This window comes from Cyclobacterium sp. 10D3-21, assembly GCF_055809755.1.
Map to the genome: position 1 here is coordinate 3394770 of NZ_CM147924.1, position 14438 is coordinate 3409207.

16 protein-coding genes are annotated in these 14438 nt (G+C 37.0%); 15 read left to right on the forward strand and 1 reads right to left on the reverse strand.

Annotation, left to right across the window (positions count from 1 at the left end):
• The first annotated feature begins 50 nt into the window (after positions 1-50).
• The 9 genes from AC0L7T_RS13485 (at position 51) to lepB (ending at position 9957) form a co-directional block, all read left to right on the forward strand.
• Positions 51-887, forward strand: a complete 837-nt coding sequence (locus AC0L7T_RS13485; RefSeq protein ID WP_473343183.1) for a fumarylacetoacetate hydrolase family protein — start codon at positions 51-53, stop codon at positions 885-887.
• Between the two features lie 192 nt (positions 888-1079).
• On the forward strand, positions 1080-2699 hold the full coding sequence (locus tag AC0L7T_RS13490; RefSeq protein WP_473343184.1) for a CTP synthase: 1620 nt from the start codon (positions 1080-1082) through the stop codon (positions 2697-2699).
• A gap of 51 nt (positions 2700-2750) precedes the next feature.
• Entirely contained in the window at positions 2751-4574 is a 1824-nt protein-coding gene (gene yidC, locus AC0L7T_RS13495) for a membrane protein insertase YidC (protein WP_473343185.1), read from the forward strand.
• Positions 4575-5128: 554 nt separating this feature from the next.
• On the forward strand, positions 5129-5812 hold the full coding sequence (locus AC0L7T_RS13500) for a metal-dependent hydrolase (RefSeq protein WP_473343186.1): 684 nt from the start codon (positions 5129-5131) through the stop codon (positions 5810-5812).
• Between the two features lie 6 nt (positions 5813-5818).
• Positions 5819-6598 (forward strand): ParA family protein, encoded by a 780-nt coding sequence (locus tag AC0L7T_RS13505; protein WP_473343187.1) that lies wholly within the window; start codon positions 5819-5821, stop codon positions 6596-6598.
• 13 nt (positions 6599-6611) lie between these two features.
• The gene (locus AC0L7T_RS13510) at positions 6612-7535 is read left to right on the forward strand and encodes a ParB/RepB/Spo0J family partition protein (protein WP_473343188.1); all 924 of its coding nucleotides are present in this window, start codon (positions 6612-6614) and stop codon (positions 7533-7535) included.
• A gap of 5 nt (positions 7536-7540) precedes the next feature.
• On the forward strand, positions 7541-8143 hold the full coding sequence (locus AC0L7T_RS13515; RefSeq protein WP_473343189.1) for a DUF5683 domain-containing protein: 603 nt from the start codon (positions 7541-7543) through the stop codon (positions 8141-8143).
• A 1-nt stretch (position 8144) separates the two neighbouring features.
• Positions 8145-8870 carry a 4-hydroxy-tetrahydrodipicolinate reductase gene (gene dapB / locus AC0L7T_RS13520; protein WP_473343190.1) on the forward strand — a complete coding sequence of 242 codons (726 nt, stop codon included), beginning with the start codon at positions 8145-8147 and terminating at the stop codon, positions 8868-8870.
• A 10-nt stretch (positions 8871-8880) separates the two neighbouring features.
• On the forward strand, positions 8881-9957 hold the full coding sequence (lepB, locus tag AC0L7T_RS13525) for a signal peptidase I (protein ID WP_473343191.1): 1077 nt from the start codon (positions 8881-8883) through the stop codon (positions 9955-9957).
• A gap of 202 nt (positions 9958-10159) precedes the next feature.
• Here the strand turns inward: lepB and ung are convergent, their stop codons facing one another.
• Entirely contained in the window at positions 10160-10822 is a 663-nt protein-coding gene (gene ung, locus AC0L7T_RS13530; protein WP_473343192.1) for a uracil-DNA glycosylase, read from the reverse strand.
• 72 nt (positions 10823-10894) lie between these two features.
• Between ung and apaG the strand changes: the two genes are divergently transcribed.
• The 6 genes from apaG to rplI all read left to right on the forward strand — a co-directional run bounded on the left by apaG (position 10895) and on the right by rplI (position 14392).
• Positions 10895-11281, forward strand: coding sequence for a Co2+/Mg2+ efflux protein ApaG (gene apaG / locus AC0L7T_RS13535; protein WP_473343193.1), 387 nt, complete (start codon positions 10895-10897; stop codon positions 11279-11281).
• 9 nt (positions 11282-11290) lie between these two features.
• The gene (locus AC0L7T_RS13540) at positions 11291-12064 is read left to right on the forward strand and encodes an O-methyltransferase (protein WP_473343194.1); all 774 of its coding nucleotides are present in this window, start codon (positions 11291-11293) and stop codon (positions 12062-12064) included.
• Positions 12065-12284: 220 nt separating this feature from the next.
• On the forward strand, positions 12285-13208 hold the full coding sequence (locus AC0L7T_RS13545) for a hypothetical protein (RefSeq protein WP_473343195.1): 924 nt from the start codon (positions 12285-12287) through the stop codon (positions 13206-13208).
• A 79-nt stretch (positions 13209-13287) separates the two neighbouring features.
• On the forward strand, positions 13288-13659 hold the full coding sequence (gene rpsF, locus AC0L7T_RS13550; protein ID WP_473343196.1) for a 30S ribosomal protein S6: 372 nt from the start codon (positions 13288-13290) through the stop codon (positions 13657-13659).
• A complete protein-coding gene (gene rpsR / locus AC0L7T_RS13555) occupies positions 13656-13907 on the forward strand; it encodes a 30S ribosomal protein S18 (protein ID WP_020892096.1) in 252 nt (83 codons plus the stop codon). Before rpsF ends, rpsR begins: the two co-directional genes overlap by 4 nt.
• A 38-nt stretch (positions 13908-13945) precedes the next feature.
• The gene (rplI, locus tag AC0L7T_RS13560; RefSeq protein ID WP_473343197.1) at positions 13946-14392 is read left to right on the forward strand and encodes a 50S ribosomal protein L9; all 447 of its coding nucleotides are present in this window, start codon (positions 13946-13948) and stop codon (positions 14390-14392) included.
• The last annotated feature ends 46 nt before the right edge of the window (positions 14393-14438 follow it).

Consider the following 14438-nt stretch of genomic DNA (forward strand, 5'->3'; position numbering starts at 1 on the left):
AATCAAATTTAATTCGCTTTTTTACTTCACATATTTTAAGTTTGTTTATTATGAAAATCTACAGAACTAAAAAAGGAATTGTTATTGAAACAAGTAATCAATTGTATGCCCGGCCCGATGAAAATTGGGACTTGTTTATAAATGACGATAACTTGTACAGTAAGCTGGAAGAGATTGTTCAGTCTTCCAACCCATCTGAGGAAGCCCATCATTGGATCAATGAAGAGTTGTTGGCTCCGGTTGGTACCCAGGAAGTATGGGCAAGTGGAGTAACTTATTTTAAGAGTAAATTAGGCAGACAGGAAGAATCCAAGGACAGCGGGGGAGGAACTTTTTATGAAAAGGTATACAATGCAGCGCGTCCTGAATTATTCATGAAATCAACCGGGCCTCGGGTAATGGGCCATTTGCAAAAAGTTAGAATCAGGCAGGACTCTTCATGGGATGTACCCGAGCCAGAACTTACCCTGTTGGTAAGTTCTTCTGGGAAAATCTTAGGCTATACCATAGGAAATGACATGAGCTCTAGGAGCATTGAAGGTGAAAATCCTTTGTATCTTCCTCAAGCAAAAGTGTACAATGGAAGCACTGCTTTAGGACCCTGTGTTTTCATTACAGACAAGCCCTTGCCAAAGGATACTGAGATAAAATTGGAGGTGATCAGAGAAAGCAATTTGATTTTTAGTGATACCGTTACGATAGATCAGATCAAAAGAGATTTTAATGAATTGATCTCCTATTTATATGCAGAATATAGCTTTCCAGAAGGTTCTTTTTTGATGACGGGGACAGGTATTGTTCCGGGCAGTGATTTTACCTTAGCCTCTAAAGATGTGGTAAAGATCCAAATTAGCGGAATTGGCACTTTAATAAACGCTGTAGAATAAAAAAAAAATGATACTTACTGTTTATTTGAAGGAGTGAAGCTAAAGCTTTGCTAGTGGGCAAGTTAATCCTAACCTCCATCTAAATAGATTCTCAAATCAAAATATTAACTCAATTCTAGGCCTTCAAGTCAATTATTTTACCTAATTTTGAATCCCATAAGAATATAAACAAAATTTCATATAACCGTTCTTATGGCTGCGTCCACAAAACATATCTTTATTACCGGAGGAGTTACCTCCTCACTTGGAAAAGGAATTATAGCTGCATCACTTGCTAAGCTTCTTCAATCAAGAGGTATTTCGGTTACCATCCAAAAATTTGACCCTTACCTGAACATTGATCCGGGAACGTTGAACCCTTATGAACATGGGGAATGCTATGTCACCGAAGATGGTGCAGAAACGGATCTTGATCTAGGCCATTACGAAAGGTTCTTAAATACAGCAACGTCTCAGGGTAACAATGTTACAACGGGGAGGATTTATAACAACGTTATTACCAAAGAGAGGAATGGAGAATATCTCGGTAAGACAGTTCAAGTAATTCCTCACATCACTGATGAGATCAAAAGCAATTTTTATAAACTAGGAAGTGAGGGCAAGTATGATGTAATTATTACTGAGATTGGCGGATGTGTAGGAGACATTGAATCATTGCCTTTCGTAGAGGCAGTAAGACAAGTGAGGTGGGACTTAGGCCCCAATAATTTTTTAGTTATTCACTTAACATTGATACCTTACCTCTCAGCAGCAAAAGAATTAAAGACCAAGCCTACCCAACATTCTGTAAAACAACTGTTAGAAGCAGGGGTGCAGCCAGACATTCTGGTATGTAGAACAGAACATCATTTACCTGTAGATGTAAAAAAGAAAATTGCTCAATTTTGCAACGTTCAATTGAATTGTGTGATAGAAGCAATGGATGCAGATTCAATCTATGATGTTCCTTTGCTGATGAAGAAGGAGCGGCTTGATGAACGGGTGATGACCAAGCTGAAAATCACTTCCAAAACCAATACGGAGCTTGAGCATTGGAAAGAGTTTCTGGGCAAGCTCAAGAATCCAACAATGGAGGTGGATATAGCGCTGATAGGGAAATATGTTTCTCTACCCGATGCGTATAAATCCATTATCGAATCCTTTATACATGCAGGTACCTCATTAGAATGCAAGGTAAACCTACACTTGGTCTCTTCTGAAGAGTTAAACGAAGGGAATATTGCTAAGAAGCTTGAGTTTATGGATGGTGTTCTCGTTGCTCCTGGTTTTGGAGTAAGAGGCTTGGATGGTAAACTAATTGCTACCAAGTATGCCAGAGAGAATTTAATTCCCTACTTTGGCATTTGCCTGGGGATGCAAGTTGCTGTCATTGAGTTTGCAAGAAATGTCCTGAATTTGAAAGATGCCTCTTCTACTGAAATAGATCCAGAATGTAAAGATCCGGTTATCTTCCTTATGGAAGAGCAAAAAGGTGTACTACAAATGGGGGGTACGATGCGTCTTGGAGCCTATCCTTGTGAGTTGAAAAAGGGATCTAAAGCATTCACCGCTTATGGTAAATCAAAAATCTCAGAAAGACATAGGCACAGGTACGAATTTAACAATAAATACCTTAAGGTTTTTGAAGAAAATGGAATGATGGCTACTGGGACGAATCCAGATAAGGGATTGGTGGAAATCATAGAGTTGAAAGATCACCCTTGGTTTATTGGTTCACAATTCCACCCTGAATATAAAAGTACTGTTTTGAATCCTCATCCATTGTTTGTGAGGTTTATCAAAGCTGTAAGTGATAATAAAAATAAATCGTAAAATAATTATTTAGTGACAGGTAAAAGCCTGTATTAAACAACCGATTGAATTATGGATAGAAATCAAGCGACAGGACTAATTCTTTTCGCAGCGGTAATTTTGGTTTATTCGCTCTTTTTTGCGAGTGATCCCCAACCAATTATCGAACCTCAAACAACGAATGAAAGTACTCAGGTACAATCTAAATCGGTCGATGCAGATCAGGAATTTGAGCAAGTTGAAAATGCAATCACTGATAGTCTGAGTAGTGTAGCTGAAAAGCAAAAGTATGGTGATTTTTCTAACCTTGTAAGGGGTCAGGAACAAGCTACTGTATTAGAGAATGAAAATGTAATAATTACATTGTCTAATAAGGGTGGAGAAATCCAAAAAGTAGAAATCAAAGGATTCAAAACATTCGATCAGGAGCCATTAATATTATTTGATAGCAAAGCTGGGAAATTAGATTATAAAATTAATTCAAAACAAGGAGATTTAAGTTTAAATGACCTTTTCTTCGTAGCGAATGAATCTAGTGAGCTTATTGATGGGGTACAGGTAAGTACTGTAACTTTCACGGCAAATGCTGGAACGGGTAGTATCGTCAGAAAGTATCAATTGCCACAGACAGGTTACCAACTTTCCCACAAGATTGAAGGTTCTAGCCTGGAAAGCCTGATTAGTGATGATGTTTTGACGATCAACTGGAATAGTGAACTTAAGAAGCTGGAACAGGATATGGGTGAATCCAGAAGGAAAACCTATATGAATTTCTATACTGCGGATGAAACCTATGATTACTTGTCTACAGGAGATGGTGATGATGCAGAGCAAATAGGAGAACCGCTAAAGTGGATAGCATTCAAACAGCGTTTTTTCACAACTGGAATTATAGCCAAGGATCAGTTTAATAGTGGCAATCTAGCACAAGAAACTCCTTTGGATTCTTCCTATGTGAAGAACATGTTTGCGACATTATTTCTTCCTATAACTGGTGAAGTAAGTTATTACTTTGGACCTAATAATTATAAAATACTTAAAAAAGTAACCCCTGAGTTCGACAAGAATGTGGACATGGGGTATATCTTTGTAAGCTGGGTCAATAAGTACATCATCGTAAATTTATTCCATTGGCTGGAAAATTTCTTTGATAATTATGGGATAATAATAATATTGATTGTCTTCATCATCAAATTGTTCTTATTGCCATTGACCTACAAGTCATACATTGGTATGGCGAAGATGAGAGTGATTAAGCCGGAAATAGATGAGTTGAAAGAAAAGTACGGTGAAGACCAAACCAAAATGCAACAAGAGCAGATGAAACTTTTCAGTCAGCTTGGGGTGAGTCCTATTTCAGGATGTTTGCCTATGGTGCTTCAAATGCCATTTTTGTTGGCAATGTTCTTTTTCTTCCCTAATTCCATTGAATTGAGGCAGGAATCATTTTTATGGGCACATGATCTGTCCACTTATGATTCTATTGCAAACCTTCCCTTCACCATACCATTTTATGGGTCACATGTAAGTTTATTCACCTTACTGATGACGGTATCTCAAATAGCCTATACGCATTTCAATAATCAATTGACAACTGCTCAGGGCCCAATGAAAAACATTGGCTATGTGATGCCTGTAGTATTTATGTTTGTTTTAAATTCATTCCCTGCAGCATTAAGTTTTTATTATTTCGTATCCAATATGGTGACTTTCGGTCAGCAGTATTTGATCAAACAGTTTGTAGATGATGATAAGATCAGAGCGAAGGTTGAAGAAAGCAAACTTAAAAATGCAAATAAGAAAAAATCTAAATTTCAAATGAAGATTGAACAAGCCATGAAGGCCTCCGAAAGCAGCAAAAGTGAAACCAAGAAAAGAAAAGGCAAAGACAAATAAATTGCCTTTCTAACGATAATAAAAAGGTATGGAAATTTCCATGCCTTTTTTTTGTGTCTTTTTAAGCTGATTATAATGCACGTGAAAATTAATATTTATCAACAAACAGGGAGTGGCATTTCGTGAACCTTGATGTAAAGGAAGACCAACAATACCGCCAAAAGGATGTTTATTGTTTAATCTGATGGTTTTCATTCTTGATTTTTGCTGTTGGACCCGGATTTAGTGAAAGGGTTTAATGCCCTTTTTTTGAAGTATAAGAAAATATATTCATCTGGAGAGTGAAACCTACCTCCCAATGGTTCAGTCGAAAAAAGCTAAGATTGGATAATCTTGAAGTGATTTCATCAGCTAATAGTAGGTCGGGTATATATTTCGGTTCAAGCCTAAAAAGCCAGTTAAAATGGCTGTAGCTAAAAAATAATTTGACCTAAAAGTGAAGATTTCAAAGGACTTGTTTTTTTAACTACCGGAACGGGCAGGGTTGCTGGCCATAGTTCGGATTAAAATGATATATTTGTAATCGCATGAAAAATCGAAATTCAAAATAATCTATGATTGAACTGACGTATTTTGGTCATTCGACTTTCTTGGTGGGAATTGAAGCCAAATCTCTCCTATTCGATCCTTTTATTTCACCCAATTTACATGCCTCTGACATAGATATTGATAAAATCACTACTGACTTTGTTTTGGTCAGTCATGGACACGAGGACCATGTATTTGACGTGGAAAGGATCATAAATAATAACGACGCAACCTTGATCTCGAATTTTGAGATCGTCACTTGGTTTCAAAAAAGAGGGATTGAGAAGGTTTTAGGAATGAATCATGGAGGGACAAAGGTTTTTGATTTTGCTAGCATCAAATATGTATATGCAGCTCATAGCAGCTCTCTTCCCGATGGTTCTTATGGAGGAAATCCGGGAGGATATGTTGTATCTTCCAATAAGGGCACCTTTTATTATGCAGGGGATACAGGCTTAAGTTATGACATGAAATTAATTGGAGAATCATTTGACATTGATTTTGCAATTTTACCAATTGGGGATAACTTTACCATGGGCATTACAGATGCATTGATAGCTGCCGATTTTGTGGGAACAGATAAAATTATAGGGATGCATTTTGATACATTTGCATCAATTAAAATAAATAAAAAAGCAGCAAAAAGTGAAGCAGCGAAAAGTGGGAAAGAATTGATTTTGCTAAACATAGGGGAAAGTATTTCGCTTTAAAAAACAATGGGAAAAATAATCGCAATAGCCAACCAAAAAGGAGGAGTAGGAAAAACCACTACTGCTATGAACCTTGCCGCCAGTTTAGCTGTATTGGAGTACAAAACCTTGGTGATCGATGCCGATCCCCAAGCCAATACCACATCTGGCCTGGGCTTTGATCCTAAGGAAATAGAAATAAGTATTTACGAATGTATGGTCAATGAAAATGATATCAATGAGATCATTATATCAACTGAAATTGATAATTTGGACTTGGTCCCTTCACATATAGACCTTGTAGGTGCTGAAGTAGAAATGGTTAATTTGGAGAACAGAGAGGAGAAGATGAGAGGTGTTATCCAGGAAATAAGGGATCGCTATGATTTCATAATCATTGATTGTTCTCCATCTCTTGGTTTGATAACCATCAATGCCCTCACCGCTGCTAATTCGGTGGTGATTCCTGTTCAATGTGAATACTTCGCATTGGAAGGTTTGGGAAAGTTATTAAACACTATAAAGATTATCCAAACTAGATTGAATCAAGAACTTGAGATAGAAGGCATACTATTGACAATGTATGACGTTAGATTAAGACTATCCAATCAAGTAGTAGAAGAGGTGCGTATGCATTTCAAAGACATGACTTTTGATACAATCATTCCTAGAAATGTGAAGTTGAGTGAGTCACCAAGTTTTGGTATGCCTGTTGTTGCTTTTGACGCAACTGGAAAAGGAGCTGTCGCTTACTTGAATTTGGCCAGTGAAATTGCTGCTAAAAACGGATTGGCTAAAGAAATTTGAATAAAAAAGAACAATGACTGTCAATAAAACAAATAGTAAAAAGCGAGGCGCTTTGGGAAAAGGATTGGGGGCCTTATTGAAGGATTCTCCTCAAAAAGAAAAAAATGTAGACTCTTCAGATGACAAATATCCAGTTGCTGGGATTTTTGAGATCTCTTTAACAGATGTTCAAGTAAATCCATACCAACCAAGAACGCATTTTGATAAAACAGCCTTAGAAGAGCTGGCCGAATCTATAAAAATTCAAGGGATTATTCAGCCAATTACAGTGAGAAGACTGGCTGAGAATGAATACCAGCTTATCTCTGGCGAAAGGAGATTCCAGGCATCTAAGATTGCAGGTTTGGAAATGATTCCAGCCTATGTTCGAACTGCCAATGATCAGCAAATGCTGGAAATGGCCCTGATCGAAAATATTCAAAGAGAAAACCTTAACGCTTTAGAAATTGCGCATTCCTACCAAAGACTTTTGGCAGAATGTGACCTTAAGCAGGAGCAACTTGGCGACAGAGTAGGAAAGAATCGAACCACTGTCAACAATTATCTTCGCCTATTAAAATTACCTCCAGATATTCAAGCTGGCATTAGAGATCAGAAAATTAGCATGGGTCATGCCAGGGCTTTGATCAATATTGAAGATGTAGACAAGCAACTTGCCATCTTTAAGAAAACCATAGAGGAGGAATTAAGTGTAAGGAAAGTAGAAGCACTTGTAAAAGAGCTCAACGATGGTGTTCCCAAGAAGGATGCTAAAGAAACGGAAAGCCTGGATCCTGTAAAGAAATATGAGATCAATAAGCTTCAACAAAAATTGGCTTCTCATTTTGGTACCAAAGTTTCGTTAAAATCAGATAAAAAGGACAAAGGAGAGATTAAAATTCCTTTTCACTCTACCAGTGACCTTAATAGGATTCTTGAAATTCTTGAATTGATCTAAGTGAAATGCCTGAATTCTCTATGGCAGACAATATTAATATCCAAACAAAACTCATGCGTGCTGTTTTAGGACTGTTATGTCTTTTTTTGGCACACTCCACTCTTGCTCAAGAACAAGATTCCAATGACTCTCTTACCGACTCTGTGGGAAATGAAGCGCCTACAAATGTTAAAAATCCTAAAAAAGCACTCTATTTGGCCTTAATGTTTCCCGGAGCAGGGCAGGTATATAATGAAAAAGTCTGGAAATTACCTTTACTTTACAGTGGTGTCTCGGCTGCGGTGTATTTTTTGAATTTTAACAACAGAAGGTACAAAGAGTTTATCATAGCACTTGATATTGTGCGAGAAGGAACAGAAACCAATCCTTTCCCCAATTTAAATGAAGACGGAATTATAAGAAATGTCAATTATTGGAGAAGAAACAGGGATGCGATGTATATGGTTTTTGGAGCCATTTATGCCTTGGGGGCTGTAGATGCATTTGTAGATGCACACCTCTCGGGATTTGATGTGAGTGATGACCTTACCTTTAAACTTGAGCCCAGTATGGAGCCTTTACTGGCCAATAACAATGCAATAGGGCTTTCATTAAAAATTAAATTTTAATATGAATATTCTGATATTAGGATATGGGAAAATGGGAAAAATTATTTCCCAGGTGGCAGAAGATAGAGGCCATCAAATAGTGGCTAAAATCAATATTGAAAATGTAGCCGACCTGGACCAACTGGACACAAATGAAATAGATGTAGCCATTGAATTCAGTCAGCCTGGTTCCGCAGTAGGAAACATCACCTGGTGTATGCAACATGATGTGCCCGTAGTCGTAGGCACCACCGGATGGATGGAAGATAAAGAGGGAGTAACTAACCTTTGCCAGCAAAGAAATGGATCGCTTTTTTACACTTCTAATTTTAGTATTGGTGTAAATATTTTTTTTAAAGTAAATGCTTTTCTGGCCAAATTAATGAATGATCAAGAAGCCTATAAAGCAACACTTGAAGAAATACACCACACAGAAAAAAAAGATGCTCCCAGTGGTACGGCCATAACCCTTGCAGAGGGACTGATAAACAATAACCAAAGATACTCCAAATGGGAGTTACAAAATGATGAGGACCAACCTAAGGAAGGAACTTTACCGATTACCTCTAAACGAATAGACCCTGCTCCAGGGACACATATTGTGTCCTATAAATCTGAAATTGATGACATCACCATTAACCATACTGCTCATAATAGAAAGGGATTTGCCCTGGGAGCTGTTTTGGTCGCTGAATGGTTACCTGGTAAAAAAGGAGTTTTATCAATGAATGATTTTTTGGACTTTTAACTAAACAAAAATGAATCAAGAGAAAAATAAAAAATCAGCCTCAAGAGAGTGGATAGATGCTTTGCTTTTTGCAGTCATTGCAGCAAGTTTGATAAGATGGCTATTATTGGAGCCATTCACGATTCCGACTGCTTCTATGGAAAAATCCCTTTTGGTAGGTGATTTTCTTTTTGTTAGTAAAATGCATTACGGAACCAGAGTTCCAAAAACCATCCTTCAGGTTCCTTTAACGCACCAGAAAATTTGGGGTACGGAATTGAAATCCTATTCTGAAGCGATCCAATTGCCTTATTATAGGTTGCCTGGATTCACTTCCATTAAAAGAAACGATGTAGTGGTTTTTAATTTCCCGGAAGAATTTCAATATCCAGTTGATTTAAAAACAAATTATATAAAGCGTGCAATTGCTATTTCCGGAGATGTTTTGGAGATAAAAGAAGGGCAAGTGTATGTGAATGGCAATGCAGCTGATAACCCTGCGGAAATGCAGTATTCATATGATGTCATTGTCAATAGACCATTGAACGAGGAGTTTTTTGATCGGTATGGCATCAACCAGGACAGCTATTATTCTTTTTCGGATAATTCCGGGTACTTTATCTTTGCAACTGATGAAATGGTCAAAGAATTGAAAAAATCTCCTGCCATTTCATCTATTCAAAAACGAATTAGCAAACCGGGACAGGGTGATGCTAATATTTTCCCTGATGGAGCCTTCTATAAGTGGAACAAAGATAATTTCGGACCACTTCAAGTACCTGCTGAAGGTCAAACGATTACGCTCGATGAAGATAATGTTCGGCGGTATTCCTTTACAATTGAAAAATTTGAAGGGCATGAAAGTGTTACGGTAAAGGAAAACAAGTTGTTTATTGATGGTGTGGAACAGGAAACCTATACCTTCAAACAGAACTATTATTTCATGATGGGGGACAATAGACACGACTCCCTTGATTCAAGATTTTGGGGTTTTGTACCTGAAGATCACGTCGTAGGTAAAGCTTGGTTCTTATGGCTGTCCTTAGAAAAACACAAATCAATGTTTAATAAGATTAGGTGGAATAGGTTCTTTAAATCCATCGATTAATAATTAGCGTAAATAATCACCTGATTTTTCGCTTTTAAAAAGATTTTGGTGATTTAGAAAGTATATCAGCCTTTAAAGACAAAAGGTAAGTAACACTTAAACCCAGATTATGCAATAATCTGGGTTTAAGTGTTTTCAACATTCTGGGCCAATTTATAGCTTTCCAGATTTGCAATAGTACTGTGTGCTAGCACCCATTCATTTACCACTTTATGGGAGCCATCCCATGGGCTTCTAAATAAGCATTGGTTTGGCTAAAATGTTTGCACCCTAAAAACCCTCTATAGGCAGAGAGCGGGCTCGGATGTGACGCTTGCAACTTTAAGTGGTTATCCGAATTTATTTCTCCAGCCTTCTTCTGGGCATACGCTCCCCAAAGTAAAAAAACAAGATTTGATTTGTGGGAAGCAAGTTTCTCTATTACTGCACTGGTGAAGGTTTCCCAGCCTTTTTTCTGATGACTTCCGGCTTTGTGAGCTTCCACGGTAAGGGTTGCATTTAGCAATAATACACCTTGTTCTGCCCACCTTTCTAGATTCCCGTGAGGTGGAAAAGGTAGTCCTAGGTCACTTTTTAATTCTTTAAAGATATTGAGCAACGAAGGAGGGAATGGAACACCTTCTTTTACGGAAAATGCCAATCCATGAGCTTGGTCTGGTCCGTGGTAAGGATCCTGACCCAAAATAACCACTTTCACATTTTCTACTGGACACAAGTCAAAAGCCTTGAATATCGCATCCGCTTTTGGATAGATTGTTTTTGACTTATACTCAGCTCTTACAAAATTGGCCAACGAATCAAAGTAGGGCTTTGAAAATTCATCCTCCAACAATTGTTTCCAACTATTTTCTAATTTGACGTTCATTAATAAGTTTTCTATTGGTATATTTGAGATAATAATTCAAATTATGGATAAGTTTTGTACTAAAAAAACAAAATGGCAACTGCTACTACAGAAGGTATAAAGATTAGTGTTGAAGCAATCTATCAGAAGGAGTTTTCAAATCCTAATTTGCATCATTTTGTGTTTACCTATAAAGTAACCATAGAAAACCGCAATCCCTTTACCATTCAATTGTTAAGAAGAAAGTGGGAAATACATGATGCTGCTGAAACGCTAAAATTAGTGGAAGGGGAGGGAGTAGTTGGTCAGCAACCAGTATTGGAACCAGGGAATTCCCATACCTATTTATCAGGATGTACCATTAGGTCAGGTATGGGTAAAATGAAGGGGGAATTCTATGTCGAAAAGCTAAATGATGGTAAATTACTAACTGTAACCATACCCGAATTCCAACTTATTGCCAATATTTTCAATAACTGAAAAATCCCAATGCTATTCCATTTCTGGGAATACTTTCTTTACTTTTTACTAAAAGAGGACCAGCACAGTATCCATTCACCCCATTTTTTTAAATTTTACCAAAACTTAAAGTCATATTTAAGGCATAATAGAAAAGGTAATAGGGGCATAGAAAAACAAAGAAATAAGTTTTTAGTCTCCCAAGAACGAATAAACAGGACGGATTATGGAGCAGGTTCCCGTTGGAGTAATGGTAAGCAGCAGAAAGTGGCTTCCATTGCAAAAAGAGCAACTACCCCAGTCAAATTTTCACTGTTGTACCAATACCTTTGTAAGCTTACACCAGCCAATACAGTTTTGGATTTGGGGACTTCTCTGGGTATAAATACTGCCTACCTTGCAGCGGTAACGAATGGGAACTTGTATACTTTCGAAGGAGACCCCGCTTTAGAGCTTTTGGCAAGTAGCCATTTAAGTAAGCTGAACAATGTTAATAGGGTACCTGGTAATCTGGATGAGACCTTAATCAATTGGCTTGAAGACATTGAAAGCCTTGATTTTGCTTTAATGGATGCCAATCATAGGTACCAACCCACCATAGATTATTTTAGGCTAATTGCTCCCAAACTACACAAAGAAAGCATTTTGGTAATCGCTGACATCCATTGGTCAAAGGAAATGCGAAAAGCCTGGGATGAGATTAAATACTTGTCTCCGGTTACAAATAGCATTGATTTTTTTGAATGTGGGGTGTTGTTCTTTAATGATCAGGATAACAGAAATGATTATATTCTTGAGATCTAAGTTGTTTGATAAGGATTAAATAGAAGATAGGCTGTTAGATATTACCCTCCAAGATTGTGAGATGCGTTGGTATTTATTAAATTTGTTTTTATTAGAAAATTTTATCTGAAAACTGATTGAGAATTTGGTCTGATAATTGTTATAAATATCAGGTTGATGTTGGTACTAAATAAATGTCCTGACAGAACGAAAAATAAAATTGTAAAGTGTCTTTATTAATATGAGCCAAGGGGAAAAGATTGATAAAAGCAGTATTAATGTTGATAAGGGTAAAAATATTCTAATTATCGTTTTGGTGATTTTAGTATTTCTTAGTGGGTGGAGACTTTTAAATGATCACCGTGAGAAATCTAGAAAAAGTGAGGAAATTTTTCTTTTATCAGAAGAAAACAGCCAACTAAATACCAGACTGGATTCAATGACTACTGAGTTAGAGGTAAGAATTAAGGAAATAGAAAGCCTTGGCGGGGATATAGAGGCGCTGGTAATCGTAAAGGAACAATTAATTAAAGAAAGAAAACTAGATAAAAATAGATCTGCAAAGGATATCGCCAAGCTAAATGCTCAAATTGACAGTTATTTGACCTTATTGGAAGAGAAAGATGCGGATATAGTTCGTTTAAAAGCCCAAAACGTTCAATTGTTCTCTGAAAACAAAGAGTTAAAAACGACCAAATCTGAAATAGAAGAAGAGGTAGTTAAACTTAATATTAAAACGGGTGACTTAGAAAAGAAAGTCAATCTGGCTTCTCGGTTAAAAGCTGAAAATATAGTCGTTGCCGCAGTAAATTCCCGTGGGAGGGAGCGGGAAGCTGAGTTTCGAAACAGACAGCTATCAAGATTAAAAGTTTCATTTAATATCGCAGACAATAAAATTGCTGAAGCTGGTTTAAGAGATGTGTATGTTCAGGTGCTATCGCCCAACGAACAAGTAATTTTTGACATCGCAAAAGGTTCAGGTACATTTGAATTGGATGGTAAAGAGTATTTTTATACCTCCAAGCAGGATTTTGTTTTTAATAATTCCCAACAGCAACTGACCTATTTTTACGAAAAAGGTTCCGACTATGAAAAGGGAATTTATTCCGTAAAGATTTTTTCGGATGGTGCGGAGATAGGTAGAAGCACATTTGAAATAAAATAACACCGCATTTTTTTGATTATTGGCACATTTCTCTTAATTTTGCAGACTGTTTTAAAATACTAAACAAAAATTAAAAAGAATGTTCCAAAAAAATTATGAGACGGTATTCATCCTTACTCCCGTTTTGTCTGAAGTTCAGATGAAGGATACCGTTGACAAGTATGTAGGCTTGTTAAAAGAATTGGGAGCAGATGTAGTTAACGTTGAGAATTGGGGCCTAAAAAAATTGGCATATCCAATCCAAAAGAAAACTACAGGGTTTTACGTAATGGTCGAATACAAACTGGATCCAGCTGCGATTAAAAAGTATGAGATCAATTTCAGAAGAGATGAAACTGTATTGAGATTTCTTACCACTGTTATGGACAAGCATTCCTTGATCTACGCAGATAGAAGGAGAAAAGGTGAATTCAATAAAAAAACAGAAGCTAAGGAGGAGCCAGCAAAATGACGTTAAAAAACGAACCGATCAACAGAGAGCAAAACAGGAAAAAATACTGTAGATTCAAAAAGCTAGGCATCAAGTATATTGATTACAAAGATCCTGTCTTTTTGCTTAAGTTTGTGAATGAACAAGGTAAGATTCTTCCTAGAAGATTGACAGGTAACTCTGCAAAATTTCAGAGAAAGGTTGCTCAGGCCATTAAAAAAGCCAGACATTTGGCATTATTGCCTTACGTAGCAGATGGCTTGAAATAGACTATCTATAATCCTTCACCTAAAAAATTTATTACAAAATGGAAGTTATCTTAAAAACGGATATAAAAGGACTTGGATATAAAAATGACTTGGTAGCTGTTAAACCTGGTTATGGACGTAATTATCTGATCCCTCAGGGCTTCGCTTTGCTTGCTACCTCTTCTAATAAGAAGGTTTTGCAAGAAAATATTAAACAAGCGGCTCATAAAGCAGAAAAAATCAAGACTGAAGCGGAAGCTGTAGCTTTGAAATTGGAAAGCATTACTTTACAGATTAAAGCTAAGATAGGCGATTCCGGAAAGATTTTTGGAAAAGTTACTACTTTGCAACTTTCTGATGCATTGGCTGAAAGAAGCATTGACATTGATCGTAAAAAAATCTCTATCAACCAGCCAGTATCTACTTCAGGAGAATATGAAGCAGAAATCGATTTGCACAGAGAAGTGAAAACAAGCGTTAAGTTCGAAGTTGTCGCTGAAAAATAATTGATATTGTATTTAATAAAAAAAAGCCAGGTTTATCCTGGCTTTT